This is a genomic window from Herbaspirillum sp. VT-16-41 (assembly GCF_001994935.1).
GTDB classification, from domain to species: Bacteria; Pseudomonadota; Gammaproteobacteria; order Burkholderiales; family Burkholderiaceae_D; genus Herbaspirillum; species Herbaspirillum frisingense.
The window spans coordinates 18,627-45,144 of record NZ_MUXB01000020.1; the positions used below are offsets into that span (position 1 = coordinate 18,627).

General features: G+C 59.8%; 30 protein-coding genes. 15 read left to right on the forward strand and 15 right to left on the reverse strand.

Annotation, left to right across the window (positions count from 1 at the left end):
* Positions 1 to 18: 18 nt before the first annotated feature.
* From BTM36_RS01935 to BTM36_RS01960, 6 genes are all read left to right on the forward strand, one after another.
* Complete coding sequence (locus BTM36_RS01935) at positions 19 to 732, forward strand: hypothetical protein (protein ID WP_077234997.1); 714 nt, start codon at positions 19 to 21, stop codon at positions 730 to 732.
* Between the two features lie 4 nt (positions 733 to 736).
* Positions 737 to 1,033 carry a hypothetical protein gene (locus tag BTM36_RS01940; protein ID WP_077234998.1) on the forward strand — a complete coding sequence of 99 codons (297 nt, stop codon included), beginning with the start codon at positions 737 to 739 and terminating at the stop codon, positions 1,031 to 1,033.
* An 85-nt stretch (positions 1,034 to 1,118) separates the two neighbouring features.
* On the forward strand, positions 1,119 to 1,514 hold the full coding sequence (locus tag BTM36_RS01945; protein WP_254426886.1) for a restriction endonuclease: 396 nt from the start codon (positions 1,119 to 1,121) through the stop codon (positions 1,512 to 1,514).
* Complete coding sequence (locus BTM36_RS01950; protein ID WP_077235000.1) at positions 1,511 to 1,801, forward strand: hypothetical protein; 291 nt, start codon at positions 1,511 to 1,513, stop codon at positions 1,799 to 1,801. Before BTM36_RS01945 ends, BTM36_RS01950 begins: the two co-directional genes overlap by 4 nt.
* Positions 1,794 to 2,258 (forward strand): glycoside hydrolase family 104 protein, encoded by a 465-nt coding sequence (locus BTM36_RS01955; RefSeq protein WP_077235001.1) that lies wholly within the window; start codon positions 1,794 to 1,796, stop codon positions 2,256 to 2,258. Before BTM36_RS01950 ends, BTM36_RS01955 begins: the two co-directional genes overlap by 8 nt.
* Positions 2,255 to 2,758: a hypothetical protein gene (locus tag BTM36_RS01960; RefSeq protein ID WP_077235002.1), complete on the forward strand. Its 504-nt coding sequence runs from the start codon at positions 2,255 to 2,257 to the stop codon at positions 2,756 to 2,758. Before BTM36_RS01955 ends, BTM36_RS01960 begins: the two co-directional genes overlap by 4 nt.
* A gap of 107 nt (positions 2,759 to 2,865) precedes the next feature.
* Here the strand turns inward: BTM36_RS01960 and BTM36_RS27545 are convergent, their stop codons facing one another.
* Positions 2,866 to 3,567, reverse strand: a complete 702-nt coding sequence (locus tag BTM36_RS27545) for a hypothetical protein (protein ID WP_139347023.1) — start codon at positions 3,565 to 3,567, stop codon at positions 2,866 to 2,868.
* A gap of 1,129 nt (positions 3,568 to 4,696) precedes the next feature.
* Between BTM36_RS27545 and BTM36_RS01965 the strand changes: the two genes are divergently transcribed.
* Positions 4,697 to 5,407, forward strand: a complete 711-nt coding sequence (locus BTM36_RS01965) for a GntR family transcriptional regulator (protein WP_254426887.1) — start codon at positions 4,697 to 4,699, stop codon at positions 5,405 to 5,407.
* 145 nt (positions 5,408 to 5,552) lie between these two features.
* Here BTM36_RS01965 and BTM36_RS01970 read toward each other — a convergent pair whose 3' ends face one another.
* From BTM36_RS01970 to BTM36_RS01985, 4 genes are all read right to left on the reverse strand, one after another.
* On the reverse strand, positions 5,553 to 6,563 hold the full coding sequence (locus BTM36_RS01970) for a TRAP transporter substrate-binding protein (RefSeq protein WP_006462453.1): 1,011 nt from the start codon (positions 6,561 to 6,563) through the stop codon (positions 5,553 to 5,555).
* Positions 6,564 to 6,599: 36 nt separating this feature from the next.
* Positions 6,600 to 7,397 (reverse strand): SDR family NAD(P)-dependent oxidoreductase, encoded by a 798-nt coding sequence (locus BTM36_RS01975; RefSeq protein WP_077235003.1) that lies wholly within the window; start codon positions 7,395 to 7,397, stop codon positions 6,600 to 6,602.
* A gap of 109 nt (positions 7,398 to 7,506) precedes the next feature.
* Complete coding sequence (locus tag BTM36_RS01980) at positions 7,507 to 8,301, reverse strand: phytanoyl-CoA dioxygenase family protein (RefSeq protein WP_077235004.1); 795 nt, start codon at positions 8,299 to 8,301, stop codon at positions 7,507 to 7,509.
* Between the two features lie 350 nt (positions 8,302 to 8,651).
* Entirely contained in the window at positions 8,652 to 9,338 is a 687-nt protein-coding gene (locus BTM36_RS01985) for a GntR family transcriptional regulator (RefSeq protein WP_077235005.1), read from the reverse strand.
* 345 nt (positions 9,339 to 9,683) lie between these two features.
* Between BTM36_RS01985 and BTM36_RS01990 the strand changes: the two genes are divergently transcribed.
* Complete coding sequence (locus BTM36_RS01990) at positions 9,684 to 9,962, forward strand: hypothetical protein (protein WP_077235006.1); 279 nt, start codon at positions 9,684 to 9,686, stop codon at positions 9,960 to 9,962.
* A 105-nt stretch (positions 9,963 to 10,067) separates the two neighbouring features.
* Here BTM36_RS01990 and BTM36_RS01995 read toward each other — a convergent pair whose 3' ends face one another.
* Positions 10,068 to 10,757 carry a GntR family transcriptional regulator gene (locus tag BTM36_RS01995; protein WP_077235007.1) on the reverse strand — a complete coding sequence of 230 codons (690 nt, stop codon included), beginning with the start codon at positions 10,755 to 10,757 and terminating at the stop codon, positions 10,068 to 10,070.
* A 427-nt stretch (positions 10,758 to 11,184) separates the two neighbouring features.
* Here BTM36_RS01995 and BTM36_RS02000 point away from each other — a divergent pair, with 427 nt between their 5' ends.
* Positions 11,185 to 12,543, forward strand: coding sequence for a gluconate:H+ symporter (locus tag BTM36_RS02000; protein WP_077235008.1), 1,359 nt, complete (start codon positions 11,185 to 11,187; stop codon positions 12,541 to 12,543).
* Positions 12,544 to 12,574: 31 nt separating this feature from the next.
* A complete protein-coding gene (locus tag BTM36_RS02005) occupies positions 12,575 to 13,942 on the forward strand; it encodes an NAD(P)H-dependent oxidoreductase (RefSeq protein WP_077235009.1) in 1,368 nt (455 codons plus the stop codon).
* Positions 13,943 to 14,028: 86 nt separating this feature from the next.
* Here the strand turns inward: BTM36_RS02005 and BTM36_RS02010 are convergent, their stop codons facing one another.
* Positions 14,029 to 14,442, reverse strand: coding sequence for a response regulator (locus BTM36_RS02010; protein ID WP_077235129.1), 414 nt, complete (start codon positions 14,440 to 14,442; stop codon positions 14,029 to 14,031).
* 87 nt (positions 14,443 to 14,529) lie between these two features.
* On the reverse strand, positions 14,530 to 14,889 hold the full coding sequence (locus BTM36_RS02015) for a hypothetical protein (RefSeq protein WP_254426888.1): 360 nt from the start codon (positions 14,887 to 14,889) through the stop codon (positions 14,530 to 14,532).
* A gap of 181 nt (positions 14,890 to 15,070) precedes the next feature.
* Between BTM36_RS02015 and BTM36_RS02020 the strand changes: the two genes are divergently transcribed.
* Positions 15,071 to 16,630 (forward strand): sensor domain-containing diguanylate cyclase, encoded by a 1,560-nt coding sequence (locus BTM36_RS02020; RefSeq protein ID WP_077235010.1) that lies wholly within the window; start codon positions 15,071 to 15,073, stop codon positions 16,628 to 16,630.
* Between the two features lie 387 nt (positions 16,631 to 17,017).
* On the forward strand, positions 17,018 to 17,164 hold the full coding sequence (locus BTM36_RS28250) for a hypothetical protein (RefSeq protein WP_158243267.1): 147 nt from the start codon (positions 17,018 to 17,020) through the stop codon (positions 17,162 to 17,164).
* Positions 17,165 to 17,327: 163 nt separating this feature from the next.
* On the opposite strand, the gene dinB is transcribed toward BTM36_RS28250, so the two are convergent.
* From dinB to BTM36_RS02035, 3 genes are all read right to left on the reverse strand, one after another.
* Positions 17,328 to 18,440: a DNA polymerase IV gene (gene dinB, locus BTM36_RS02025; RefSeq protein WP_254426889.1), complete on the reverse strand. Its 1,113-nt coding sequence runs from the start codon at positions 18,438 to 18,440 to the stop codon at positions 17,328 to 17,330.
* A gap of 297 nt (positions 18,441 to 18,737) precedes the next feature.
* Positions 18,738 to 18,983, reverse strand: coding sequence for a hypothetical protein (locus BTM36_RS02030; protein ID WP_077235012.1), 246 nt, complete (start codon positions 18,981 to 18,983; stop codon positions 18,738 to 18,740).
* Between the two features lie 108 nt (positions 18,984 to 19,091).
* Positions 19,092 to 19,532, reverse strand: a complete 441-nt coding sequence (locus BTM36_RS02035; protein ID WP_077235013.1) for a MarR family winged helix-turn-helix transcriptional regulator — start codon at positions 19,530 to 19,532, stop codon at positions 19,092 to 19,094.
* A 176-nt stretch (positions 19,533 to 19,708) separates the two neighbouring features.
* On the opposite strand from BTM36_RS02035, the gene BTM36_RS02040 reads away from it, so the two are divergent.
* Together BTM36_RS02040 and BTM36_RS02045 are read left to right on the forward strand one after the other, a co-directional pair.
* Positions 19,709 to 20,254 (forward strand): VOC family protein, encoded by a 546-nt coding sequence (locus BTM36_RS02040; RefSeq protein ID WP_077235014.1) that lies wholly within the window; start codon positions 19,709 to 19,711, stop codon positions 20,252 to 20,254.
* A gap of 39 nt (positions 20,255 to 20,293) precedes the next feature.
* The gene (locus BTM36_RS02045; protein WP_077235015.1) at positions 20,294 to 21,928 is read left to right on the forward strand and encodes an FAD-dependent oxidoreductase; all 1,635 of its coding nucleotides are present in this window, start codon (positions 20,294 to 20,296) and stop codon (positions 21,926 to 21,928) included.
* Here the strand turns inward: BTM36_RS02045 and BTM36_RS02050 are convergent.
* From BTM36_RS02050 to BTM36_RS02065, 4 genes are all read right to left on the reverse strand, one after another.
* Positions 21,913 to 22,581, reverse strand: a complete 669-nt coding sequence (locus tag BTM36_RS02050; protein ID WP_234295987.1) for a GGDEF domain-containing protein — start codon at positions 22,579 to 22,581, stop codon at positions 21,913 to 21,915. The two genes, BTM36_RS02045 and BTM36_RS02050, sit on opposite strands and share 16 nt — an antisense overlap.
* Positions 22,565 to 23,104: a response regulator transcription factor gene (locus BTM36_RS02055; RefSeq protein ID WP_006462467.1), complete on the reverse strand. Its 540-nt coding sequence runs from the start codon at positions 23,102 to 23,104 to the stop codon at positions 22,565 to 22,567. The genes BTM36_RS02050 and BTM36_RS02055 overlap by 17 nt, the downstream gene beginning before the upstream one ends.
* A gap of 552 nt (positions 23,105 to 23,656) precedes the next feature.
* Positions 23,657 to 23,887: a hypothetical protein gene (locus tag BTM36_RS02060; protein WP_077235017.1), complete on the reverse strand. Its 231-nt coding sequence runs from the start codon at positions 23,885 to 23,887 to the stop codon at positions 23,657 to 23,659.
* Positions 23,888 to 23,895: 8 nt separating this feature from the next.
* The gene (locus tag BTM36_RS02065) at positions 23,896 to 24,297 is read right to left on the reverse strand and encodes a response regulator (RefSeq protein WP_006462469.1); all 402 of its coding nucleotides are present in this window, start codon (positions 24,295 to 24,297) and stop codon (positions 23,896 to 23,898) included.
* 549 nt (positions 24,298 to 24,846) lie between these two features.
* Here BTM36_RS02065 and BTM36_RS02070 point away from each other — a divergent pair.
* On the forward strand, positions 24,847 to 26,418 hold the full coding sequence (locus BTM36_RS02070; protein WP_077235018.1) for a methyl-accepting chemotaxis protein: 1,572 nt from the start codon (positions 24,847 to 24,849) through the stop codon (positions 26,416 to 26,418).
* Positions 26,419 to 26,518 lie beyond the last annotated feature (100 nt).

The following is a 26,518-nucleotide window of genomic DNA, read 5'->3' on the forward strand; positions in this document are numbered from 1 at the left end:
CTACCAGCAAAGAATATCTTGGACGGCTCCAAGGTGCCGGCTACATCGACGGCGGAGATGAAGGCAGCGCTAGGGCAGATCCGCGACTACCTCGCGGCTCTGCTAGGTGATGACAGTGATAACACGGCGGCAGCGCGCAATTTGCTTGGCGTGACAGCCTTGCTCGACGCAAAGCTGGCTACGACCGGTGGCACGCTTTCGGGCGCGCTGGTACTGCCGCCCGGTACTGTGTCGGCACCAGGCCTGCGGGTCGGCGCTAGCGCCAATACAGGGGTGTACTCGCCCAGTAGTGGACAGATTGCCTTGGCAAGCAGCGGAGTCCAGGGAATGGTGCTGGATAGCGGCGGACGGGTACGTAAGCCGACAAATCCGCATACGCGCTTCTATCGAACAGGCGATGGCGTCAACTATGTCACGACCAATCAGGGCGGGCATTTCAACGCATCGACCGGGCTTTTTACTTGCCCAGTGGACGGCGTTTATCTCGTCACCGCGATTGTTGTGGGTGACGGTGTCGGCCGAACACTGGTCAATCTTCGGGTGAACGGTGCGACGCCCGCCGGCTTTACCGGGGCAGAAATCATCGATACGACCGACAGCAGCTTTTCAACTTCGCTCAACGTCGGTAGCTCGGTAGCACTTTCGCTGGCGGCCAACGACACGATCAGCATGAACCTTGGCGCTCTAGCGGCCGCCACCCAAGTAATTTTATCCATCACCTACCAGGGGTAAGCACATGAAATATAGCGTTGAACTGAATGAGGCTCAGGCCAAGGCGCTGGCCACCGTCGCGTTGAATCCGGCTGACTGGATTCAAAATGCCGCCTCGGAGCGGGCGCGGGTCGCCTACGACGAAATCTGTCGCAATGAGATTGATCGTCTACTGGCTGCTGGCCAGCCGATCCCGCCCACCAAAGACGAAATCGTGTTGGGCGCGCCGGTGGAATCGGCCGCAGAGCGTCAGGCTCGCCTGGACGCGGAGGCTGGGGCTGCAGCTGGCCAGGATGTAGCGGCGCAAGAAGCAAGCGCATAGTTCACGACCGCAGGAGCAAATCGTGTGCGGACACCTGCACATGTCATAGGGCCGCCGGAATGGCGGTTTTTTTATGGGGGGCTCAATGCCAGAACCAACAACCAGCGCGGCGACGGGGTACGCCGTGGCTGTGGGAACGGTCACGCTGACCGGATCGTTTCTCGGGCTGCAGTATGACCTGCTGCTGGCCGGGATCTTCGGGGGCTGCGTGGCGCTGTCCTTCACGCGGCAGACGCCGCTGCTGCGGATGGCCATCACGCTGATCACCAGTGCGCTGGTGGGCGCGTATGTCACGCCCATTGCCGTGGCCTGGGCGGCGCAGTCGTCCTATTTCGATTGGACGGCCAAGATCCCAGAGCAGATGCGGTTCTTCAGCGCGTTCTCCATCGGAGTCTGTTCGCAGACCTTGGTGCCGCTGGCGCTGCAGCAACTGAAAATTCGATTCGGAGGGGGCAATCCACAACCGGGAGCCTCCCAATGAGCAACTACTTGCTGATCATCAATCTCGTCGCCGCCGGCCTGGTGCTGGCGCGGGCCGTATGTGCGCTCAACGAGATGACCGCCGGTGCCGAGCACCATCTGGACCGGCTTTTCATTTCGCTGGTCGCGGCCGGCGAGAGCGGCATCCTGCTGGGGCCGCTGTTCGGCCACATCATGGCGCCGGCACTGGCCCATGTGGTGCTGAACGTCGGCGTCGCCGGCCTCTATGCAGTCCCCTGGCTGTACGTTGCGGCGCGCCAGCGCCTGTGGAGAAAAGCAAATGGATAACCGAAAGGCATTCCTTGACACCTTGGCCTTCAGCGAAATCGGCGCCGCCCTGCTGAAGGTCTCGGACAATGGCTACAACGTCATCGTTGGATCGACACCATCAAAGCCGATCCTGTTCGACAGTTACGCCGACCATCCGCGGCGCCTGATTGTGCTCAATCCGACACTGTCCTCAACCGCTGCCGGCCGCTACCAGCTGCTGGCTCGCTGGTTTGATGCCTACAAGAAGCTGCTCAACCTACCCGACTTCTCGCCGGCCAGCCAGGATGTCATCGCGCTGCAGCAGATCAAGGAGCAGGGTGCCCTCGCTGACGTGGACTCCGGGCGCTTCGATGTCGCCGTCGGCAAGGTGCGGAACATCTGGGCTTCGCTGCCGGGCGCGGGCTATGGACAGCGCGAAAACAAGCTGGAGATCCTGCGGGCGCACTTCGCGGCCTTCGGCGGGGTGCTGGCATGAGCGTCCTGGCACTGCTGCGCATCGTCCCATCGTGGTGCTACTGGATTCTGGCGGTGGTGGCGCTGTGCTTGGGCTGCGAGATCCACGGCGCCGGCCGCGTGCAGGCGAAGTGGGACCTGCAGGAGGCAAGTCGGAAAGCCGCGGAAGCGCAGGAGGTGAAAAGCCGAGAGGCCGAAAACCAAGCTTTGAAGGCGCAGTTCGCGGCCGACAGGGCTCTCATGAAGAAAGACTACGATGCGAAACTTTCTGACTATGCTGATCGCCTTGCTCGCTCTGAGCGGCTGCGCCTCGGCGCCGCCTGGTGCGACGGAGCAACTCCCGGAGCGGGAGCGATTTCAGGCGCCCCCGGAAGCAATGCGGCCGATACCGACCCTGGAATGGTTGGAGCAGACCTTCAACGAGCTATTGACCGCTTCAAAGAGCGCATTGCAGCCGGGTTCGAAACTGGACGACTTGCTCAACAAGTGATCATCAAGAACGGCTTGGCGCCCGCGCCGTGACCTATACCCCGAGCTTCCCACGTGGAGGCTTGGGGCTTTTTTGTTTGCAGTTCCTTTTCAGAGGGCTAGCGGAAGCTATACGCCGCAAATTGCTTTATGGGCAGAGTTTACTTTTTAAATAAAGCCCTGACCGCCTGTCGCACTGATGAAAGTAGATGGGAACCTGAAGATCTGAGAGGGGGCATTCGACCAGATTTCCTTCCAGAGATAATGCATCCTACAGGCATGACGATGAATGCTAGTCCCCACGCCATAACTACAGCGCCCATGACATGCAGGGCCAAGTCTGCGAAAGGACGCAGCCAATTTTTGCTGTAGATCCCGAGAGTCACCACAGCGATGGTCGCCTCGAAATTCCAAAGGCTATACATCGCGCAGGCTCGCCAGATTGAATATGTTTTGGTAGCGCCTGATTGAGGTACGTACTTCGCCTCTTTCACATAAAGTGCTTTGATGTTTCTTCCATCAACTGAGAGCACATCTTCGTTTTGCCTGAGTATTTGGATGTCGTTCGCGAATCGTCCAGTGAACTCTCCACGACATCCCTTCCAAGTCAGATACAGAGTAGGCCACGCGCATTTTTTGAACTCGACACCACAGCCGGGTTGGAATACGACGACTTGCAATTTTCCTAAATCGGTATTAATGCCAAGGTTGTAGTTGTTCTGGTGTCCCACCACGTAGACACAGCCATTTGCATTTCCCCACACCGACCGACTGTCCGAAATCGTTTTCAGATTGCTCGTGAAGTGGTAATAATTGCCTGTCCCATCGTCACGCAATTCGGGTTTTGTATAAAGCCACCCCATAGATTTCCCCCTTTTTTTAAATCTTATTTCGTGGGAATTTATTATATTTCCTTTGGGTAATTTTTTCCACCCACTTCCGCCTGCGCGGGGCGCGGCAATTCGCCACAAAGAAACAAATGGCCAGTGGCCGAAAACCTGTTGCAGGTATGTCTTACCCAATCCAAGGCGCTTAACTGCATTTAGCCGCTTCCGGACGGCGCAAATATTGCGCCCCGAGCTTCCTGATGGCGGCTCGGGGCTTTACTTCCCAGCCAAGACCTAGCTTTCTCCCGAGATTGAACAGATCAAATTTGGCTGAGAGACGAAGATCGTTCTGAGTCCATTCGACCCGTCATTGATCCGGAACTCAGTCGTTCCGTTGCTAAGCATCACAGTTCTGATGGAGGAGTTGGCGGTGTCTTTTACCGTGACGACTCCCTGCTGGTTGATGCAACTCAATTGGCAGCCAGAGGATGAACAGCTCCGTGTTACGTCGCTCACAGGCGGTGCAATGTTGTTCTGAGCAAAGGCGCTTGACGCAGCAACAGTGAAGATCATTCCACACATGAAGTATTTCATTTGAGCTCTTTTTATTGCGGATCGGAAACTAAATGTAGCAGATTTTTCTTTTGATACTCAGTTGGCGGTCAAATTTGGGCAAATAAGCGAAACCCATTCTCCGAGAATGGGATGGCGAATATCTCTTGTGATAGTGCCTGAAAGAGCTTCGGTTTGATGTGGGTAGCATTGCGGGTAAAGGCTACGTCGTTGGATGGGGAGCCATATCCACCGCGACTTTCCGGCGGAATAGAAACTGGCCCCCTCTCCGCCAGGTTTTACTAAGCCCTTGATTATTCAAGGGCTTTTTTATTGCCTTCACGGCACGAATGATGAGTGTGCCAGGCCTGTGTCCTCCGCATTCCCATATCCCTTCGTTGCGTGGATTCCTCTTGAGAGGATCGCCTCGGATGGCTTTGCGTGATGCCTGTAAGCTTGGTCATCGACGCGAGATCGCTTGTTACAATACCGCTGCAATCCTGAGACTCATCAAAAACGGTTTGCAAATCAGGATTCGATCCAACAAGTGGTAATCGCGCATCCTCGGGGATCTTCCGCGGGATAGCTCACTCAGCACCGATAATCAACAAGCATGGAATCAAATACAAGCCTCGAAGCAGTGGAGGATAGCCCGCCGTTTATCGAGCAAGTCTTCGATGTGCTTCTCTTCGACATTGCTTTCTGCAAGCTTGAGCCGGGCGAGAGAATTCGTCAGTCGGTATTGGCGAGCCAGCTCAAGGTTTCTCGCCAACCCATCAGCCATGCCTTGCAGCTGCTCAAACATGAGGGCTTGCTGCAGGATTCTGGTCGTCAAGGACTTCAGGTCACACCGATTGAACCGGAGTACATGCGCTTGCTATTTCAGGCGCGCAGACCGCTGGAGGCAAGCGCCGCGGCGCTGGCGGCCCAACGTGTTGCAGATCATCGTGCGAGTGACGAGGAGTGCGAATTCCTGCGGCGGATGCTCGTCGCCGGTCAAGATAAGGTGAGAGCACATGCGCCGGCGCCGGAGATTGCCATGGCGGAGTTCCAGTTTCATGTCGCGCTTTACAGGCTGTCCGGAAATACGGTGATCGAGCAGATGATGAATGGTCGTTGGGCTCACATCATGCGGGCCTTGATCACCATCCATGCCAGGGCGGATATCCTGGTTGCGTGGGAAGAGCATGCTGCCATCGCAGATTGTGTTTTGCGTGGTTCCGTTCTGGAGGCTTCGGAACTGGTATCGAGGCACGTGCAGCGGGGTGGCATTGCGCTGTGCAAGCACCTTGAAGAGGTTCTTGCACAGCCCTCTCATCTCTGAAAGTCTTGGTATTGGTCGCCTCAGGATGATTGTCCTGATCCCTGAAGATCGCGGAACCGCGAACACAAATCTCGCCGCTTCCTGATGGATTGGGACGCTATTGGCTGTCCTCTGGATCCGCGATCTTCATCCGCGCCTGGTCGAGTTAGCCGAGCTTGCCGGAATAGGTCTCCAGGACCGCCCATGCTTCCGCGCCGAACTTCTTCTTCCACTCGGTGTAAAAGCCAGCCTCCGCGAGTTTTTTCCTGAAAGGTGCCGGATCGGGCTTATTGAATTTGAGTCCCTTTTGTTCGAGCTCTTTCATGAGCGTGATGGCCAGCTTCTCGCTGTCGGCACGCTGTGCGATTGCAGCAGCATTCATGTTCTTCGCGACGACTTCGCGGAGATCTTGCGGAAGCCCCTGCCAGGCGCGACCGTTTGCCAGTAACCAATAGCCATCCCAGACATGGGAAGTCTGCGAGCAGAATTTTTGCACCTCATATAGCTTGGCTGTCGCAACGATAGGGAGGGGGTTCTCCTGGGCTTCCACGATTCTGGTTTGAAGTGCGGAATACAACTCGCTGAAGTTGATCGGCGTAGGCGCGGCTCCCAGCGACTTGAAGAGTGATACCAGCAGCGGGCTGACCGGCACGCGAATGCGTGCTTTCTGCAGATCGGTGGGGCTGCTGATCGGGAATTGTGAGGTGATCTCGCGGAAACCGTTGTCCCAGACCTTGTCCATGACCACCAGTCCGGTCGCCTTGATTTTGTCCCGGATCAGATCGCCGACACCGCCATCCATGGCCTTCCAGACAGAGGGGTAATCGGAGAACGCAAAGCCTACGCTGTTCAGCGATGCCATTGGAACCATCGTCGCCAGGATCACGCCGGGCAACGTAAGGAAATCCATTCCGCCACTGCGCACCTGGCTGAGCATTTCGGTATCACCGCCCAGCTGGCCATTGGGGAAAATGCGCATTTCCACTTTCCCGCCGGTGTCCGATTTCACCCGCTCGGCCGCCTCCATCAGGCGTAGGTAGATTGGATGGCTGACCGGTACGTTTGTCCCGACCTTGAAAGAGTAGGTGGGGCCGGCGGCATATAGAGGTGCTGCGGCGATGCCGGAAAGCCCGAGCGCGGCGCCCGCGGCGATGATGGTGCGACGTTTTTGATCCATGATTGTCTCCGTATTATTTTAGCTGGTTGCCATTTTTCAAGCGCAGCGTGCTGTCAGTCCGCCGTCGACCACGAGACTCGTTCCCGTGATGTATTTGGATTCATCAGAGGCGAGGAATAGTGCTGCATAAGCCGTATCCCATCCATCGCCCATCTTTCCCATTGGGACTTGCTTATCTCTTTTGTCGATCATCTCGTCGACATTGCCGCCGTAGGTTTCTTTAAGCGGTTCCTGGATCAGTGGCGTATTCATGAATCCCGGCAGGATGCAATTTGCCCGTAACCCTTGTGGGGCGTACTGCACGGCAATGTTCTGGGTCATCGCAATCATTGCTGCCTTGGCGGCGCTGTATGCCAGGTAGGGAAAGCCGATCCAGCGAATTGCAGCAATTGAGGCAATGTTCACAATCGAACCGCCGCCTGCCTCAAGCAAGTGCGGGATGACGTGCTTGCAGGTTAGAAAGACACTCGACTGGTTGATTGCGATCACCCGATTCCAGGACTCCTCTTCAGTCTCGATCGGACCACCGACTTCGACGATGCCCACGTTGTTATGCAAGACATCGACGCGGCCGAATTGCCTGACGCATCGCTCTGCCATTTCCTTGACGTCTTCGGAACTGGCGACGTTAGCCCGGGCGGCGACGCACTTCCCCCCTTCGGCAGAAATCAGCTCGGCCGTCTCCTGTGCGGCTTCCATTCGATTGTCTACGGCGAGCACCGACGCCCCGTGCCGGGCGTACAGCACCGCAGCGGCTTTTCCATTTCCCCAGCCTGGCCCGGACGAGCCGGCTCCAGTGACAATGACCACCTTGCCCTTCATTCTTGACGACATACAAATCCTTTGGCTCTTGCGGTTTCGTAAGACGGCGAGGCGACCTCCTGCATGCCGCTTCGCCGATATCTCGGGGCTCTCTCTGCCAGCCCAATCGGGTCTTCCGGCCTCAGGCCGTCACTTCCCTGGCAAGAAACTCCTCGAAGTCCTTGGGAGATGTTTTTTGGACAGGCGTGAAATCGCGGTGAGCAATGAAGTCCGGGCGAGTCGGCTTGACGATCGCGTTGGAGAGTGCAGACAGGGTCAGATAGGCGATGCGGCGAGGGTAGGGCGTGATATTTCCGGCGGAGCCATGCACGATGTTGGCGTGGAACATCAGCACTCCGCCCTTCTTGCCGGTCGGGGTCACGATGCCGTTTCGTTCAACCAGATCGGTAACCGTCTTGTTGTCCAGGGTCCAGAGCGGATAGGACGTGGTCTTGACGTCGTGAGACGACTCCAGTGCTCCCGCCTTGTGGCTTCGTGGAACGACCATCAGGGGACCATTGATCGGCATGACATCATCCAGAAACACGGCGATGTTCATCGCGCGAGGTTCCGGCATTCCATCGTCCTTATGCCATGTGGGGAAATCCTGGTGCCATTGCCATACGTCGCCCGTGAACGCGGCTTTCGCATTGATCTTGAATTGATGGAGATAGCAGCGCTCGCCAAACAATTGCTCGACGGGGGTGACCAGGCGCTCGTCAGATGCAAGCAGCTTGCACGCCTCGCTGTATTGCTGGCAGGCGAAGGCCATCCGGGGGGCGCCGTCCTTTTCGCGCCAGACTTCGGCGCGATGTTGAGCAAAGACATCGCTGGCCGCCGCGCGAAGCGCTTCCACCTGCTCCACGGGGAAGCACTCCGGTAAAAAGATGTAGCCCAGTTCGTCAAACTCGGCGAGTTGTTGTTTGGTCAGTTGCATGTCGTGTCTCCATTTTTTAAGAAAAAGCGACCCCGTGACCCGGTGTAATCGAGCCAGTCAGTCGTTGCTGTGAATACCGAAACTAGGGCCTGCTCACATTTAATCTACGAGTGCGAGAGGTCGCCAAGCGTTGTCTGCCTAGGCGCAGCGACGCGCCGTAGTGGTGCTACGGCAAGGAGCTGCAACAACGGCAGGCGACGCTTGGCGGCCTCTCCCGGAGGGTTGGTCCCAGAAGGCGCGCTGGCGGCGTTGCACGTCAGGGCTGGTGGCACCACCACCAGCCCTGACGCGCGCCTTGCCACCACGCCTTCTGGGGCCAACGCATCTCGCAGATTAAATGTGAGCAGGCCCTAATCGGCGGATTCCGTAAACTTCGTAAGTCGTCGGTACATGTCGTTACTCGCCCTCTGCATGTGACGCGCGGCCAAATCGCTTCCTTCGAGGACGTTTCCCGACAGGAGGTATTCGGTCAGTTCCTCATGCTCTTCCCACGCTCTGCCCGGGGTTTCCGGCTCATCCAATACGATGAGCATGGATCGCATCAGGTGCGCCCAGCGCGTATTCATCATTTGCTCGATGACGTGATTTCCGGAGAGGCGATAGATGGCGCGATGGAATTCCAGATCTGCTCTCACCAGGTTCGCCAGTGGCTCGCCGCTTGCATAAGCTCTTTTCCCTTCCATGAGCGCAGCCTTGAGCGCCATGACCTGTTCGGGCGTGGCGATCCTGTCGGCCACGCGTTGTGCGGCAAGCCCGGCAACAGTGACTTCCAGCGCCTTCCTGGCCTGATACATCTGTTTCATGTAATCCGGATCGATAGGGGACACGACCAGTCCTTGCCGTCCCGAATCCTGCACCAGGCCTTCGTGTTTAAGGAGCTGTAGTGCGTGACTTATCGGTTGCCGGGACACGCTCAGTTCCGCCGCCAACTCGGCTTGCCGAATTCGTTGCCCGGGCTTCAGCGTTCCGAGGGCGATCGAGGTCAGCAACTGCTCGAATACCTGATCAATGAACGGGGAGGTGTCTTCGATCATCATGATTATTGAATTCCGTATTCCGAACTCGAATAATAGGCAGCGGTTTTTGGACTGTCAACGATTGTTGGCGCGAAAAACGCCATAATTAAGGGGTAAGCAGCGGATGGGTCTTGAATTGTATTGCACGGCTCGGATGTAAAAACTTCATCAGACTCCAGTTTTATTGCTATTCTAATAAATATTTCTTAGCTGTTTCGAGTCAAATACTTCAATTAATGCAATTGAGTCGCCAAAATGGAATTCTGAATTTAGCGGAATTACTCGGCGTAGTGCCTGGATTCGGCTGGCACCTTTCAAAGGTGGATATGCGAAACGGCTTAATTTTTGACAAGGAGGAGATTGACGATGGAGAGCGAAGAACAAAGGAGGGTCGTGGAACATTGCGTCGCCACGGTCATGCAGCTGGCGATTGATGCGGAAACAGCGCTGATTCAGAGGCTGATTGATGACGCCCTGCGGGCAGGTGATGGATGTGCAGACAATGAAAACCGAACAAGGGCGATGCTCGGAGCGTCGCTGCGGGCCAAGGCGAACTTGTTGGCAGTTGCCGAACCGGAGATTGCGGAAATGCTGATGCGGGCACATCAGGCGACACAAATCTTGCCGGCACGCCTTAATCGCTGAGGTCAAGGCCTCCTCCCCCATCGCCAACCCCGATGGGGTTTCATGGTCCACCTTGTCCAGCTGCTCTTGGCGTAGTTGCGGTTCTTGGCCCGGATCGCCCCCCCCTCAGGGTGCGACCACCAGCTGTTCCCAGGTGCGATGTACGTGGCGGCGCAGATAGCTGCCGAGTTTTTCAGCATCGCGGCCGCTCAGCAGTTCGACGATCACCTCATGTTCGTCGACGGCGGTATGCCAGATTTCCGAGGTCACGCTGCCCTGGTAGCGGTAGCGGTACAGTTGCCGGTTGAGTTGGCCATGCACATCGCTGAGCGTCTGGTTGCGGGCCGCCGTGACGATGCCGCGGTGGATCCGCTGGTTCAGCTGGAAGTAGGCCATCCGGTCGCGTCGCTCGTAGGCGGCCAGCATTTCATGATGCAGTGCGCGTATCTCACCAATCTCCGCATCGGTGGCCAGCTTGCAGGCACGGATCGCAGCGAACTCCTCAATCACGCCCAGCACGTCCAGCTTTTCCTCGATCTGTTCCGGCGTCAGCTCGGCGACAACCGCGCCACGGTTGGGTAGCAGTCGTACCAGGCCGTCGCTGGCCAGGATCTTGAGTGCATCCCGCAGGGGTGTGCGCGAAACCTGCAACTGCTCGGCCAGCGTACGTTCGCGCAGAGGCGTGCCGGGGCGCAGTTCGTCGGTGACGATCAGGGTGCGCAGACGCTCGGCCAGCTGTTCGGAGAGCAGCTCCTGCGCGCCGTCCAGCGCAGGTTCTTCGGATGGTGCCGGTTCCAGTCTTGCTTCCTGCGTCATTTCTTTCCTTGCATGCCTGTATTGCTGCTCGATGAGCGAGAGCTGCGTCGAGCATGTTGTTGATTTTGGTATTCCATTTTATATAAAAATTTAGTCATATAAATCAACAGCTTAAATTTAAAAATAAAAAATAAGTCGTTCTTTTTGAATTTTGGTATACCATTTGATGGCCGGTTTAGCCCCGGTCACCGCACTTTTCACTGAAAAAACATACTCCAAGCGGGAGACAGACAATGCCTATCACCGATGCCGCCACGCTGCGGCCAAGCCATCACCGCATCTTTTCGTCAGGGTCCTCCCGCGCCAGCGGCAGCCACGTCCTTCATGCCGGTCCGTTTCCGTCCTGCGCCGACCACAGCTGAGGCCGGCGCCATGCGCGCACAAGCGCAACGCAACGATTCCTGAACCCACGAAAAGAAAGCAACCCATGCATCCCGATGTCTATCAACTGGTCAGCCCGGTGCTGGCGATTTTATTACTGATTCTGCTCATTACGCGCCTGCGGTTTCATCCTTTTCTGGCACTGATCCTGTCGGCCGGCTTCCTCGGCATCGTCAGCGGCGTGTCGCCGGTGGATACCGTCAAGAGCTTCCAGAAGGGATTTGGGGGCATCCTGAGTTCGGTCGGCCTGGTGGTCGGCCTGGGCAGCATGCTGGGCGGCCTGCTGCTGGAGTCTGGCGGCGCCGACAAGATCGCCAACGCCTTCGTCGGCATGGGCTCCAGACGCTGGATTCCCACCACCATCTGCGCCGCTGCACTGCTGATCGGACTGCCCCACCTGTTCGACGTCAGTTTTGTCATGCTGGTGCCGCTGGCCTTCGTCATCGCCCGTCGCACCAATAACTACATTCTTCGCATCGGCGTGCCGCTGGCGGCCGGCCTGTATGTTTCGCACGGCCTGCTGCCCCCGCACCCGTCGCCCACGCTGGCCATGGCCGCCTATCACGCCGATGCCGGCAAGACCATCTTCTACGGTTTCCTGATCGCGGTGCCGATGGCGATCATCTCCGGCCCCTTGTTCACTTCCTTCATCATGCGCTGGTTCCCGGCCTCGGGCGGCTTTGGCGAGGATGCCGCGCCGGCTGCCAATCCGGTGACCGAGTCGGATGGCCGTCGCCTGCCTTCGCTGCCGCTGGTGCTGGTCGCCGTGCTGCTGCCGCCAGGCCTGATGATGCTGCGTACCTTCGGTCGCGACCTGTTCGACAAGCACAGCCCACTTCACACCTGGCTAGAATTCGTCGGCGACCCGATTGTGTCGCTGCTCATCGCCGTGCTGTTCGCGATCTACGCGCTGGGCATCCGTAGCGGGTTCTCGCTGACCCAGATCCAGAAACTGCTGGGCAAGAGCCTGGGCCCGGCGGCCGGCGTGATCCTCATCCTCGGTGCCGGCGGCGGCCTCAAGGAAATGCTGGTGGCCACCCACGTCAGCGACCTGATCGCGCACTGGGCGGTGACCTGGCAGATCAACCCGCTGATTCTCGGCTGGGCCATCGCCGCCCTGATCCGCGTGGCGATCGGGTCAGCCACCGTGGCCACCGTCACCGCTGCCGGCATCGTGGCGCCACTGGCCGCAGCCGATCCCAACGTCAGCCTTGAACTGCTGGTGTTGGCCACCAGCTCCGGCGGCCTGATGCTGTCGCACCTGAATGACTCCGGCTTCTGGCTGTTCAAGGAGTACTTCAAGCTGAGCGTCTCGGAAACGCTCAAGAGCTGGACCCTGCTGGTATCGCTGCAATCGCTGATCGGCCTGGCCGGCGTGCTGATTCTCAACGCCTTGATCCATTGATCCACCGTTCAATCGCAACAGAAGGAAAGACATGAACTACGAAACCCTCTTCCAGGAACTTCAGGGCCGTACCATCAGCATCGCGCTGACCGGGGCCAAGGGCGGCTTCGGCCGTTCGTTGCTGGTGCAGTGCCGCCACATCAAGAGCATCCGCGTGGCTGCCTTGTGCGACCTCGACCTCGACGGCACCCGTGACATGCTGCTGGGCCTGGGTTATGCGGCCGACGCGCTGGCTGTCTGCGCCGATGCCGCGCAGGTGCGCGCCGCCAATGCCGCCGGCAAGATCGCGCTGATCAGCGACTATCGCCTGCTCGACGACGCCACGCTGGACATCGTGGTGGAAGCCACCGGCAACCCCGATATCAGCGCCCAGATCGCCATCAACGCCATCCACCGCGGTGTGCATGTTGCCATGGTCAGCAAGGAGACCGACGCCGTGGTGGGGCCCTACCTGAACCGACTGGCCTGCGAGCGCAAAGTGGTCTATACGACTGCGGACGGCGACCAGCCAAGCAACCTGATCGGCCTGGTCACCTGGGCTCGCGTACTGGGCTTCGAGGTGGTGGCTGCCGGCAAGTCCAGCGAATACGACTACGTCTTCGATCCGGTCTCCGGCCAGCTGGAGTACATGGAGACACCGCATGCGATAGCCGCCTTGAGTTCGCTCCTGACCCTGGGCGAGGATGTGCCCGGCCGCCTGCAACAGCGACGCGATGCCATCAGCGCCTTGCCGCAGAGCGCTACGCCCGACTATTGCGAGATGAACGTGGTGTCCAACTCAACCGGCCTGACGCCGGCCTGCGATGCCATGAGCTATCCGCTGTGCCGCATTGCCGAACTGGCTGACGTCTTCATTCCGCGCGCGGATGGCGGCATCCTTGATCGCGAGGGCGTGGTCGATGTCTTCAACTGCCTGCGCTTGCCGGACGAAGCCAGCTTTGGGGGCGGCGTGTTCGTGGTGGTGCGCTGCACCGATGCCGAAGTGTGGGAAACCCTCCGCCAGAAGGGCCACGTGGTCGGCCGCAACGGCAAGTACGCCGCGATCTACCTGCCGTATCACCTGATGGGCCTGGAAACACCGATCAGTCTGTTCTCTGCCGTGCTGCAGGGGCGTGCCTCGGGCAGCCCGACGCAACAGGTGCATGCGGTGATGGCGGCCCAGGCGCAACGCGCCTTCAAGGCCGGAGAAGTGCTGAAGATGGGCGGTCACCACCACAACATCGAGGGCATGAAGCCCTTGCTGCTGCCGGCTGCACAGGCGCACCGCGTGCATGCGCCGTTCTACCTGGCGGCCAACCGCCGGTTGAAGGTCGACCTGGCCGCAGGCGACATCGTCAGTCTGGATATGCTGGAGTTCGGCCAGAGCACGCTGTATTCGGCATGGCAGGCACTGGACTGAACAAGGTGGCAAGCAGCGTAGGCCGCTTCGGCGGTGTGGGCTGCTTGCCCCTGGCAGCAGCAGTTTTTTTGACAGACCCCGCTGGTCTAGGCTGCCGGCTTGCCGATATCCGGATTTCCACTCGCATCAAGCTGTACCTGGCGTACCGTGTGAATGATTTCCTCCAGCGGGCTGGGCTTCCACAGGAACGCTGAAAACAACTTCAGCGTAGTCCGGGAGTCCGTCAGTGGCGTGGCGCTCAGCAAGACGATAGGGATGTGCCGATAACGGCCATCCGCCCTGAGCGCTGTGGCGAACGTCAGCCCATCCATGACCGGCATGCGCAGGTCCGTCAGGATGACGTCGACCCGCTGGCCCTCCATGACCGCCAATGCTTCAGCGCATTGTCCGGCCTGGAGCACGTTATAGCCCTCCATCTCGAACACATCGGCGAGCAGGGACCTGACATACACATTGTCTTCGATCACCAGGATGGTAGCGGCAGCCGACTTCGGGTTCATGACAAGCCTACGAGCGAAATTGAATAAGACATATCTGCGCGGACCGAGGCATGGCTTGCCCATGCACCTCCTGCACGATGGCGCGAATCAATGGAAAGTCGTCGCTCTGTGCGCATTGAAGCCGGCGCGTCCCGCCAGCTCATCATGCTCCTCGATGAAGAGCAGGAATTCCATGTGATTTCTGGCATTGACCCAGGTATCCATTGCCCGCGCATTCGGAATTGCCGATGAGCTGATGTGTTCGCCGATCAGGCCGCCGACCCAGCGCCGGATTTCGGCGCACTCCGCTCCCGCAGCATGCATCGCGATGAGGCAATTCCTGGTAGCCGCCCGGACCAGATCTCCTACGATCAGGTTGGCGCCAGCCATCTCCGCCAGTCTGGTCACGATCAACATGTACCGGCTGGCGATGTCTTGCGCATGACTATTTAGCATTTTTTCTTCCATGGGCGTCGTTATACGCCCCTGGAGAATTCATGCCATCAGGATAATCCTTAGCGCCTGCACAACATCGATCCTGCCCCTTCGCCCCCTCTGGGTGTTGCAGCTCAGGTAATTTCTGATACGTGATCCTTAACGGACAGTAAATAATGTTCCCATTGGACGTCACCGTGGAAGGGGGGTAGTTATGGACGTTTGTGCTATCAAGGTGGCGTCGAGATCGGCCAAGCGGTTCGTCATTGTCGTGTGTCTCATCATCGTCGGTCTGGAAGGCTGGTCCAGCTGGCACGAGCGCCGAACGGTGATCGAGGACTCGTTCCGGTCGACGGCCAACATGGCCGTGGCGCTTTCGCAGCATGCGGACCAGGCGCTGGACGAAGTCGATATCGTGCTCAAGGCCGCGCTGGAGCAGTCGATCAGTACCGGCAAATCAGCGGCCGACAGGACCCGGCTGCACAACTTCCTGGTCCAGAACGTCAGTGATGTCCCGCAACTGGCGGGGCTGTTCATCTATGACGAGAAGGGGGCCTGGGTCGCAACGTCGCAACCGATCCTTGAAACCCGGTTCAATAACAGCGACCGCGACTATTTCATCCACCACAAGGAGCAGCGCTTGAATACCGCCTTCATCGGCAAGCCTGTGCGCAGCAAGTCGACCGGCCATTGGGTGCTGACGATGAGCAGGCGCATCGACAAGCCCGATGGAAGCTTTGGGGGTGTCGTACTGGCGACGCTGGACATCAACTTCTTCGAGCGTTTTTATCACCAGTTCGATATCGGGAAGAAGGGGGCCATCCTGTTCGGCACCAATGCGGCCACCGTCCTCTATCGGCGCCCGCTGCTGGCCGATTCGATGGGCAAGTCTTTGACCGATTCCCCCTTGTTCCAGCAGCACGTCAAGCTGGCCGATTCCGGTGCGGTCGAGATTCGCTCGACCCAGGATGGCGTGGTGCGGATCAACAGTTTCAAGCACCTGACCAATTACCCGCTTTTCATGATCGTGGCGGTGTCGAAGGACGAAGTGCTCCATAACTGGACGCGTCATGCCATTGAAAAGGCCGTCGGTATCAGCTTCCTGCTCCTGGCCGTCTGCTATGGCGGCAGCAAGATGGTGACCCAGGTTGCCCTGCGTGAGCGCGCACAGGCCGAGGCCGTCACAGCCCAGGAGAATCTGGAAAAGATGTTCCAGCTGCTGCAGGTGCAGTCGCGCCGGGATGGGCTGACCGGCGCCATCAACCGGCGCTATTTCGACGAGTTGCTGGAGCTGGAAGTGGCGCGCTTCGGCCGTTCAGGTGGAGCGCTCTCGTTGCTCATGATCGATGTCGATCACTTCAAGAAATACAACGACAGCTACGGACATGTCGCGGGGGACCAGTGTCTGCAGAAAGTGGCCGCTGCCATCGCCGAGGCGGCCAGGCGCGAAGTCGATGTGGTGGCCCGCTACGGTGGTGAAGAATTCGCCGTCCTGCTGCCGGCATGCGGCCGGGCGGGCGCAACCGTTGTCGCCAAAAGAATTTGCGCCGCCGTCAGGGCACTGGCCATTACCCACCCCTCCAGTGAAGACGGCGTGGTTGGCGTGAGCGTCGGCATCAGCTCGATCGAGTCGGACAAGGGCTTCACATTCCAGCCCCGGGAAATCGTGGAGGTCGCAGACAAGGCGCTCTATGTCGCCAAGGAAAACGGGCGTGGAAGGGCGGTCTACCGGGAGTTCACCTACCGCCCGCCAGTGCTGGTCTGGTCGGCCTAGAGATGGCCCGATCCCGCGTGTTTCACCTGTAACTTTTCTGCGGCCCGATGCAACCGGGCCGTAACCAGCGCAGGCCAAGATGACTAGAACTCATTTCATAAATAGGCGCGAGTGCGAGCGAGTCCCGTTTGGGATGAAGTGCCAGGCGCGAATTTGGGTCAAGACTGGGCGTCTTGACCCAAATTCGTAACGCAGCAATTCGCCCAAACGGGCCGCTCCCTCCGGGTTCTGTCCAGAAAGGGCGCTGGCCGCGTTGCGCTCCTTGCGTGTGGCACCGCCACACGACGCGTCGCGCGCCTTGCCAGCGCCCTTTCTGGGCAGAACGCATCTCACGACTATTTATGAAATGAGTTCTACCTATCGAAACCCCAGTCATCGGAGAACACCATGCGCTTCTACCTCTTCTACTTCGTCGCCGTCGTCAGCCTGATGGCAAGCACCGTGGCCGAAGCGGCTACCGCCGGCCAATATCACAGCCCGGATGAATGGTGGTTCTTCCAGGTCATGGGCGCCCTCGGCGGCTTCTCGTTCTAACTGATCAGACAAGGAGAACATCATGGCCGCAGCACTGCTCCACCTCGCCAGCGAGATCTACACCCGGTTCGCACCCGCCCTCCAGGAGATGGTCGCGCATACGTTTTGAACGCGATTCGATGCAAGTTGGGCAGCCTGCCTCCGGGGCGACCAGACACCCGTATCAGATGTCCAGCTGGAACTGCACCGGTTGCGCCTGTTCGGCAGCACCTGGCTTGAGCAGGCCGCTTGCCTTGACTCCCAGCAGGCGGATGGATTGGTCGAAAACGATGCGCTTGAGGCAATTGCCGGCGGCCTTCCTGATCTCCCGTGCATCGGCCGTCGCCGCCGCCAGCGTGGCATCGCGGGTCACGGTTGAGAAATCCTTGAAGCGCAGCTTGATCCCGACCTTGCGGCAGAGGTAGCCTTTGCGGTCCAGATCGGCCGCCACCTGTTCGCACAGTCGCGTGAAGATCGCCCCCAGTTCATTGCGGTCGCGGACGGCATCGAGATCACGTTCGAAGGTGGTCTCGCGGCTCATGGACACTGGTTCGGACTCGGTGACCACCGGTCGATCATCGATGCCATGAGAGACGCGATACAGCCAGGCGCCATAGCTGCGGCCGAAATTCTCCACCAGCCAGTCTTCCCGGCAGGCGGCCAGTTCGCCGATGGTCCGGATAGCCAGCGTATCGAGCTTCTTGGCCGACTTGGGACCGATGCCGTTGATCTTGCTCACCGGCATGGGCCAGATGCGATCCGGGATGTCCTCCATCGTCACGATGGTGAAGCCGTCCGGCTTCTGGATATCGGAGCACAGTTTGGCCAGCAGCTTGTTGGGGGCAATGCCGACCGAACAGGTCAGTTGGGTGGCCTCAAAGACCGAGCGCTTGAACATCGCGACGATGTCTTCCGATGTTGCCTCCAGCAAGGAGATGTCGGTATAGATTTCATCGATGCCGACATCCTGGATGGTGGGGCTGATGGCCCTGATGGCGTCCTTGAAACGGCGGGAATAATGGCGATACAGCTCGAAATTGACCGGCAACAGGATGGCCTCCGGCGCCAGACGCGCCGCGCGCATGGTGGGCATGCTGGAATGTACGCCCAGCGCACGGGCCTCGTAGGTCGCCGTGGTCAGCACCCCCCGGCCGACATAATCCTTGAGCCTGGCGAATTCCAGCGTGCCATCCTCCAGCGCCTTGGGCGCGTGCGTCTGTCGCCCGCCGACGACCATGGGCAGGCCGCGCAGTTGTGGATAACGCGAAAGTTCGCAAGACGCAAAGAATGCATCCATGTCGATATGAGCTATGCGCCGCGCAGGGGACATGTTCTTCAGGGACCGAACTGCCAGGATTCGGGGTGGGGAAAGCCGGAAAAGGGGAGATTGTATCCAGAATCCGCTATTTCCTGGGAAAGCAGACGGATCCCATTCTGCTGGTCCGGTTGATCGTAACCGAACCGCGGCGGGTTTGATCGCGCCGGGCTTGATGGTGATATCGCGGGGGAATACTTGAAGGAGCCGGGTCGCGGGCTGATCCGACGGCAGGGGGGGGCGAGCGCCCTCGACTCCGAATGCCAGCCCCACCTGGCGTCAGGGCTTGGGCGTTTCAGGCTTGCCTGCCAGGGCGCCTTCCTCGACCAGTACACCACCCCGACCGCTACGCTGGATCCCGGCCGGGGCATGCAGGGGCGGTTGCCCGCCCAGCGTACCTTCATGGCCTTTCTCTTCCTTCTCGAACTGCGTTACCGTCGGCGCCTCACCGGGGCGCACTGGTTGGTCTGTGCCCGCGTTGGCGGGATCACGTTGATTTTCTGGCCGATTTTCAAGCTGATTCATCGCTGCTCTCCTCAAGATAGTCCAGAGCGTTCACGATAGCGCCAGCGACCCACCGCGTGCATCAGGCAGGCTCGCAATCCCGCGTCAGCCAAGGCCTGACAAGGCTCATCATGGGGCAGCGTCTTGTTCCATTGCTCGTGTGCGTATCGTTTGCATGGCACGCAGCAGGAGCTCGCGCTCACTGGCGCTCAGCGCCTGCAGCAGATAGGCCTCGCGTTCTTCGACCATCGGCACGATCTTGCGGTAGAGCCTGCGCGCCTGGGCGGTCGGCTTGACGATGCGAGCACGGGCATCCTCCGGGCTGGGTTCGCGCAGGATCAGGCCTGCCGTTTCCATCCGGCCCAAGGCACGGCTGACCTGCATCTTGTCCAGTGAGGTATGGGGCACCAGATCACTGGCCTGCATCTGGCCCTGTTCGGCCAATGCGGCCAGGATGCGCCACTCGTCGCGGCTCAGGCCGAAGCGGTCGGCGTAGACCGAGGCGACCGAGCGACTGACGGCCTCGGCCAGTTGCGCCAGCTGGTAGGGAAAGAATGCTTGCAGTTTCATTCCGACATGGTAACAGACGTTACCAAACCGCCAAAGCCGGGCAGAGCTTGATGCAGATCAATTCCCGCTGCGAAGCTTGTCCATCGGTAGCGCCTGCGCGTTGACCGCACTCCTCATGCATCCATATAGTAACAATCGTTACTAATAAGGGCCGCGCCCTACCGAGGAGATCCACCATGCATATCGATCGTATCCACCACGTCGCCTACCGCTGCAAGGACGCCAGGCAGACCGTGGAGTGGTATGGAAAATACCTGAACATGAATTTCATCCTGGCCATTGCCGAAGACCAGGTGCCCTCGACCAAGGCGCCCGATCCCTACATGCATGTGTTCCTGGATGCCGGCCAGGGCAATGTGCTGGCCTTCTTCGAGATTCCCACCTCGCCGCCCATGGGGCGCGATGTCAATACACCCGCCTGGGTCCAGCACATCGCCTTCAAGGTCGACAGCGAAGTCACGCTGCGTGAGGTCATGCAGCGGCTGCAGGCCGATGGCATCGAGGTGGTCGGTATCACCGATCACACCATCTTCAAGTCCATCTATTTCTTCGATCCCAATGGTCATCGGGTCGAACTGGCCGCCGACTGCGCGACGCCGGAACAGTTGCAGCGGCTGGACGCGGTGAAGTGGGACATGCTGGAAGAGTGGTCGCGCACCCGTCGCGCGCCCCGCCATGCCGCATGGATGCATGCGGATGAATTCAGTGAGCAGGCCCGCTGAAGCAAGCGGTCGTGACAACAATATTCCAAGGAGACTTCTGTGCAGAGCACCTATACCTACCCACGCTTTACCTATCGGCAATCCGACGAGCAACGCGACGGCAAGTCGCAGCTTCATCCCGTGGTCATCATCGGCGCCGGGCCGATCGGCCTGACCGCCGCTCTGGAATGCGCCGCGCGCGGCCTGCCGGTGGTGGTGCTGGATGACAACGACACCGTCAGCATCGGTTCACGCGCGGTCTGCTATGCGCAGCGCCCGCTGGAGATATGGGACCGGCTGGGCGTGGCCAGGCGCATGGTGGACAAGGGCGTGAGCTGGCAGGTGGGCAAGGTGTTCTTCGAGGACCGCCAGGTCTATCGCTTCGACCTGCAGCCCGAGGCGGGGCACAAGATGCCCGCCATGATCAATCTCCAGCAATACTATCTGGAGCAATACATGGTCGAAGCCTGCCAGGCCCATCCCCTGATCGAGCTGCGCTGGAAGCACAAGGTACTCAACCTGAAGCAGGACGATCACTGCGCCACGCTGTCGCTGGAGACACCGGACGGCTTCTACCACACCCAGGCGGAATGGATCATCGCCTGCGACGGTGCCAATAGCGATACCCGCAGGATGGTCGGCGCAGCGTTCAGCGGGCAATTCTTCCAGGACCGCTTCCTGATTGCCGACGTCATCATGAAGGCCGGCTTCCCCGCCGAACGCTGGTTCTGGTTCGACCCGCCTTTCCATCGCGGCCAGAGCGTGCTCTTGCACAAGCAGTGCGACAACGTCTGGCGCATCGATTTCCAGTTGGGCTGGGATGCTGATCCGGAAGAAGAGAAGAAGCCCGAAAAGGTGATTCCTCGCATCCAGGCCATGCTGGGCAAGGACGCGGAGTTTGAACTGGAATGGGTCTCCGTGTACCAGTTCGCCTGCCGTCGCATCGACAACATGCGCTACCAGCGCGTGCTCTTTGCCGGTGACGCCGCGCATCAGGTCTCGCCCTTCGGCGCCCGTGGCGCCAATACCGGAGTACAGGATATCGACAACCTGGTCTGGAAACTCAAGCTGGTCATCGATGGCCATGCCCCGGTCAGCTTCATCGACAGCTACCACGAGGAGCGCGCCTGGGCGGCCGATGACAACCTGCGGCAATCGACCCGCTCGACTGACTTCATCACCCCCAAGAGCCCGGTGAGCAAGCTTCTGCGTGACGCCGTCCTGAGTCTGGCCGAGACCGAGGCGTTTGCGCGCACCCTGGTCAACAGCGGCCGTCTGTCCACGCCCACACCCTACCGCGACTCGTCCCTCAATACCCCCGACAGCGCTTTCTTCAGCGCACACATGGCCCCCGGCACTCCCTGCGCCGACGCCCCCATCCTGCGCGATGGTCGCCCCGGGTGGCTGCTGGAAGAACTGGGCGAGGGCTTTACCATCCTGGTGTTTGCGGCCGAGGCGCCGGATCTGGTCATTGACGTTCCCGGCGTCGAGGTCAGGATCAAGACCATTGCCGCACCCGGTTCAGGCGCCGACCTGATCGACCTCGAAGGCCTGGCCGCCCGTCGGTATGCAGCCCGTGCCGGCAGCACCTACCTGATCCGTCCGGACCAGCACGTGGCGGCCCGCTGGCACCAGGCCGATGCTGCCGCGATCACGGCGGCCCTTGCGCGCTGCGTCTGTCATTGTGTGGCGTAGCTGGCGGCGCTCTGGCGCTGGCGCTTGAGGTGGTACATGCCCTGGTCGGCGCGCGCCAGCAGTGCGTCGATGCTGCTGCCATCATCCGGGTAGCGGGCGTGGCCCAGGCTGGCGCTGATGCACAGCGCATCGGCGCCGATCTGGAAGGGCTGCGACAGCGCCTGATGCAGCTTGTCACGGATGATGCCGATGTCGCCGGCGGATACGATCTCAGTGAGCACCACGAATTCATCGCCGCCGATACGCGCAATGGTATCGGCGTGGCGCAGACTGTCTGACAGGCGGCTGGCGATCTGCATCAACAGCAGGTCGCCCGCCGCATGACCGTAGCGGTCATTGACCGTCTTGAACCCGTCCAGGTCCAGGAACAGCAGGGCGAACGCACCCTGTTCGCGCTCGGCGCGGGTGAGGGCGGAGCTGATCCGCTCTTCCAGCAGCAGACGGTTGGGCAGGCCGGTGAGGCCATCGTAGAGCGCTTGCCGGCGCAGGCTTTCATTGAGCGCGCAGGCCTGTCCCAATTGTTCGCTGAGATGCCGGCAGCGACGACGCGCATGCCGCAGCAGGCCGCCGAAGATGCCCATGGCACCCAGGCAGGCGCCGCTGACGGCCAGTTGCCCGATCAGGGCCAGTTCGCTGTTATCCATCCCAAACATAGAAGACCGCACCTTCCTTCATTGCGACGCACATGAATCCCCGGCCATAGATGTTCCTGATCTCGAACCGGGTGTGGACGAGTTGCGCCAGCTTCTTCCGGATGCGATAGATGATGGTATCGATGCGATGAGGATCGAAAATCTCCGCCGTGATGTTGAGCGCATGCAGCAACTGTTCCGAACTGACCGGAAAGTGCGGACTGAGAAACAGCGTGGTCAGGATCGCGCATTCCTTGTCGCTCAGCGCCAGTCGCTCGTTATGCGGGCTGACCAGTGTCCCCTGGCGGCGGTACAGGCTCCAGGCTTCGGGAGGACCACTGGTGGGCGCATGCCGGATATGCAGGCGTCGCATGAAAGAACGTATCGTCGCCAGCAATACGGAATCCCTGACCGGCTTGTGCAGGAAGTAGTCGGCGCCGTCATGCAGTGCGTTTTCATGCGCCGCTTCACTGCCGTTGTCGGCAATGACGACGATGCCCAGCAGCGGGAATTTCTGGCGCAGGTCCGCCACCAGTGGACGCAAGCCGCTGGTGATCCGGTGCGTCTCGAGAATGAGGATGGCCGGTTTTTTTTTTGAACCTCGCCCTCCAGCTGCGACAGTGCCGCTACCGGCCTGACCGGAAGTCCACTCGCTTCAAGGACCTTCAGCACGCTCCCCGGTCCCGTGTCTGGATGCTCTACGATTAACACTGCCACGTCGACTCACATCCCCAAAATGAAACAGCCCTGATCTGTTATAGCGCTCTCAACGGATGAGTCTGATTATTGGTTACGTTATACCCGCTTTTGTAAGGGGGGAGATTCACAGAAAATCTCTTGAAAATTGCCATTTTGCAATAAATTGCCTTCTCATGATCATGCCCGATGCAATGGCTTGCAGGCCTGACGAAGCTCAAGACGGCGTGTGGGTGGGAGGGGGAGGGGGAGGGGGATGCGCCGGTGAGCCGGACGCCCGGGGCATGACGTCATGCCCGCAGGAGAGCGGACATGCGCGCAAGGAAGAGGGGAGAGCGGGTGCGGGTGGTGCAGCGCGGTGGCCTTGCGGACCACCGGCTGCGGTCATTCATTCATGCATTCATTCGATGTCCCGACCGAAATACTGGGCCACGTCGCCCTCGGTCCAATCCTTGATGACGTCGCGCTCCAGCAGCACGCGATACTCGGAACGGACCTCGCCCGCTCCCAGCTGGATCGTGCGATTTTCCAGCGTGTAGACGGTCTGGTGGATGCGGGTGGTCATCGAGACATGCCGGATGACAGCGCCGATTTCCGGCTCCTGCCGGTCGTCGTTGGCGGGAATGTCCATGGCGCGTCCTATTTCATCTGCGCGCGCCGGGACAGGATCTTCTCGATCTTCTCCTTCAGCGTGGCGGCGTTGAATGGTTTGACGATGTAGCCGTCGGCCCCTTCCTGGGCAGCCATGACGATGTTCTCCTTCTTGGCCTCGGCGGTGATCATCAGCACCGGCAGGTGAGCCAGCGCGGGTGAGGAGCGAATCTTCTTGAGTAGCGTCAGACCGTCCATGACAGGCATGTTCCAGTCGGTGAGCACGAAGGTGATATTGGAGGCGCCAGACTCCAGGATCTTCAGCGCCGTGGAACCATCGTCGGCTTCCACGATCTTGGTGTATTCCAGTTCCTTGAGCAGACCGCTGACAATGCGGCGCATGGTCGAAAAATCGTCGACGACGAGAAAATGCTGATCTGTATCTGCCATGTGACTTGTGCCTTGAGCGGTGACGTATCTCCCCTCAGGTCAGCAAGATGCATGCCGGCAGGTGCAGCCGGCCAGACACCCGCGTCATCTCGACGATTCGGATGGGCGGTCACGGTCGTGCCAGCAAGTGCAGCCGTCGCCATGGCCGGTGGGCCAGAGGGGGAGGGACGACGAGGCCTTTGTTATATCAGAAGTCAATTGGCCACCAAACCTGTGCGTAAGCGGGAAAGTGCCCGCTTTTTCCCCTTTACCAATCCGCTCGCATCGGCGTGCAATGCAAACCGTCGCTCCATGCACTGGGAGGTGTCTATCATGAAAGACGGTGTGTAATGCAAGCCGGCAGTCAAATCCGGCAGTTGTGCAAACGCGAATCCCTCCGGCTCAGTGCTTGCGCGGCATTGATGGGGTCGACCGAGCGCCAGGCCCATGAGCCGATAAGGTCGGACTCTACCCCTCTGTTCGGGATAGGGGGCGGTCGGCGTCCGACGTATCATCGCCTGCGCGCCGACGTGACCCCACCGGCCCATTCCAATCCACACCAAGACTCACATGAATCCTCTCCGTCGTCTCCGCCTGGGTACGCGCCTGGGTGCCGGCTTTGCCGTTCTTCTCGCGTTGCTCGTCATCATCACCCTGGTCGGTGTCGTCCGCATGTCATCGCTGGACAACACCGCCAGCGAATTGAGCAGTCGCATCTATCCCAAGGTCAATGCTGCCCAGAAGATGCAGTACCTGATGATGGACATCGCCCGTTCGGCGCGCAACATCATCATCCTGAACGACCAGGCCCAGATGGCGAGCAACAAGCAATCCATCGACAAGGACCTGGTGGAATTCCAGAAGGCGCTGGACTATCTGCGCAGCAATGCCGTGACTGAGGAAGGCAAGCGTCTGATCAATGCGGTCGACGAAGCCGGCAAGAACTACTTTGCCTTCACAGCTGATGTGGTGAGCCTGGGCCTGAAAGACCAGGGTGAAGAAGGGCAGCGCCTGCTGTTCGGTCCGCGCTACAAGACCCAGGGTGAGTTGCTGGAAGCCTTGCGCCAGCTGGTGGGGCGGTACGAGGAGCAGATGCGCGAGGCGACCACCGCCGCGCACGCCACCTATGTGAATTCGGCGGCCGTCCTGATCATCTCGGCGGTCATTGCGATCCTGATCGGCCTGATCGCCGCCTTCATGATCAGTCGTTCCATCACCGTGCCGATGGCCGATGCCCTGGACGCTGCGCGCAAGGTGGCCAACGGCGACCTGACCAAGCACATCGATGATCGTGCTCCCGATGAAACCGGTGAACTGCTCGGCGCCTTGCGCGAGATGAATCATTCATTGGTCGATATCGTCGCCAGCGTGCGCACCGGTGCCGACACCATCGCCACCGCTTCACAGGAGATCGCGGCGGGCAACCAGGATCTTTCCTCGCGTACCGAACACCAGGCCAGTTCGCTGGAAGAGACCGCCTCGTCCATGGAGGAACTGACCTCCACCGTGCAGCAGAACAGCGCCAATGCCCGCCAGGCCGCCGAGATGGCGCAGGCCGCATCAAACATCGCCGGCCAGGGCGGCGAGATCGTGGGGCAAGTGGTGGCGACGATGGACGACATCGACGCCTCCGCGCGCAAGATCGTCGACATCATCGGCGTGATCGATGGCATCGCTTTCCAGACCAACATCCTGGCCTTGAATGCGGCAGTAGAAGCTGCTCGCGCTGGCGAGCAGGGGCGCGGCTTTGCCGTGGTGGCTACCGAGGTGCGCAGCCTGGCACAGCGATCGGCTGCGGCTGCCAAGGAGATCAAGGTACTCATCGGCAATTCGGTGGAGAAGGTCGATTCGGGCGCGCAGCTGGTCAAGCAGGCCGGACAGACCATGCAGGAAATCGTGCAGAGCGTGGCCCAGGTCAATACCATCATCGGACAGATCAGTGCCGCAGGAGAAGAACAGCGCGCCGGTATCGAGCAGGTCCATCAAGCAGTGACGGCCATGGACGAAGTCACGCAACAGAATGCGGCGCTGGTCGAACAGGCCGCCGCCGCGTCACGCGCCATGCAGGGGCAGGCCGGTGAGCTGGCCGAGCAGGTCAGCATCTTCCGACTGCCGGTACAGGGCGCTGCGCCGATGCGTTGATACGTTGATGCGTTGATTGGTCTTGGTCGATGTCTCCCGTGTTGATCGCGGGAGGGATCTGGACCAATAAAAAACGGCTGCCTGAATGAAGACGGGCAGC

Coding starts and splice junctions, on each gene's coding strand:
- BTM36_RS01940 (WP_077234998.1), top strand. CDS start 737: ATGAAATATAGCGTTGAACTGAATGAGGCTCAGGCCAAGGCGCTGGCC.
- BTM36_RS01945 (WP_254426886.1), top strand. CDS start 1,119: ATGCCAGAACCAACAACCAGCGCGGCGACGGGGTACGCCGTGGCTGTG.
- BTM36_RS01950 (WP_077235000.1), top strand. CDS start 1,511: ATGAGCAACTACTTGCTGATCATCAATCTCGTCGCCGCCGGCCTGGTG.
- BTM36_RS01955 (WP_077235001.1), top strand. CDS start 1,794: ATGGATAACCGAAAGGCATTCCTTGACACCTTGGCCTTCAGCGAAATC.
- BTM36_RS01960 (WP_077235002.1), top strand. CDS start 2,255: ATGAGCGTCCTGGCACTGCTGCGCATCGTCCCATCGTGGTGCTACTGG.
- BTM36_RS27545 (WP_139347023.1), bottom strand. CDS start 3,567: ATGGGGTGGCTTTATACAAAACCCGAATTGCGTGACGATGGGACAGGC.
- BTM36_RS01965 (WP_254426887.1), top strand. CDS start 4,697: ATGGAATCAAATACAAGCCTCGAAGCAGTGGAGGATAGCCCGCCGTTT.
- BTM36_RS01970 (WP_006462453.1), bottom strand. CDS start 6,563: ATGGATCAAAAACGTCGCACCATCATCGCCGCGGGCGCCGCGCTCGGG.
- BTM36_RS01975 (WP_077235003.1), bottom strand. CDS start 7,397: ATGTCGTCAAGAATGAAGGGCAAGGTGGTCATTGTCACTGGAGCCGGC.
- BTM36_RS01980 (WP_077235004.1), bottom strand. CDS start 8,301: ATGCAACTGACCAAACAACAACTCGCCGAGTTTGACGAACTGGGCTAC.
- BTM36_RS01985 (WP_077235005.1), bottom strand. CDS start 9,338: ATGATGATCGAAGACACCTCCCCGTTCATTGATCAGGTATTCGAGCAG.
- BTM36_RS01990 (WP_077235006.1), top strand. CDS start 9,684: ATGGAGAGCGAAGAACAAAGGAGGGTCGTGGAACATTGCGTCGCCACG.
- BTM36_RS01995 (WP_077235007.1), bottom strand. CDS start 10,757: ATGACGCAGGAAGCAAGACTGGAACCGGCACCATCCGAAGAACCTGCG.
- BTM36_RS02000 (WP_077235008.1), top strand. CDS start 11,185: ATGCATCCCGATGTCTATCAACTGGTCAGCCCGGTGCTGGCGATTTTA.
- BTM36_RS02005 (WP_077235009.1), top strand. CDS start 12,575: ATGAACTACGAAACCCTCTTCCAGGAACTTCAGGGCCGTACCATCAGC.
- BTM36_RS02010 (WP_077235129.1), bottom strand. CDS start 14,442: ATGAACCCGAAGTCGGCTGCCGCTACCATCCTGGTGATCGAAGACAAT.
- BTM36_RS02015 (WP_254426888.1), bottom strand. CDS start 14,889: ATGGAAGAAAAAATGCTAAATAGTCATGCGCAAGACATCGCCAGCCGG.
- BTM36_RS02020 (WP_077235010.1), top strand. CDS start 15,071: ATGGACGTTTGTGCTATCAAGGTGGCGTCGAGATCGGCCAAGCGGTTC.
- BTM36_RS28250 (WP_158243267.1), top strand. CDS start 17,018: ATGCGCTTCTACCTCTTCTACTTCGTCGCCGTCGTCAGCCTGATGGCA.
- dinB (WP_254426889.1), bottom strand. CDS start 18,440: ATGGATGCATTCTTTGCGTCTTGCGAACTTTCGCGTTATCCACAACTG.
- BTM36_RS02030 (WP_077235012.1), bottom strand. CDS start 18,983: ATGAATCAGCTTGAAAATCGGCCAGAAAATCAACGTGATCCCGCCAAC.
- BTM36_RS02035 (WP_077235013.1), bottom strand. CDS start 19,532: ATGAAACTGCAAGCATTCTTTCCCTACCAGCTGGCGCAACTGGCCGAG.
- BTM36_RS02040 (WP_077235014.1), top strand. CDS start 19,709: ATGCATATCGATCGTATCCACCACGTCGCCTACCGCTGCAAGGACGCC.
- BTM36_RS02050 (WP_234295987.1), bottom strand. CDS start 22,581: ATGTTTGGGATGGATAACAGCGAACTGGCCCTGATCGGGCAACTGGCC.
- BTM36_RS02060 (WP_077235017.1), bottom strand. CDS start 23,887: ATGGACATTCCCGCCAACGACGACCGGCAGGAGCCGGAAATCGGCGCT.
- BTM36_RS02065 (WP_006462469.1), bottom strand. CDS start 24,297: ATGGCAGATACAGATCAGCATTTTCTCGTCGTCGACGATTTTTCGACC.
- BTM36_RS02070 (WP_077235018.1), top strand. CDS start 24,847: ATGAATCCTCTCCGTCGTCTCCGCCTGGGTACGCGCCTGGGTGCCGGC.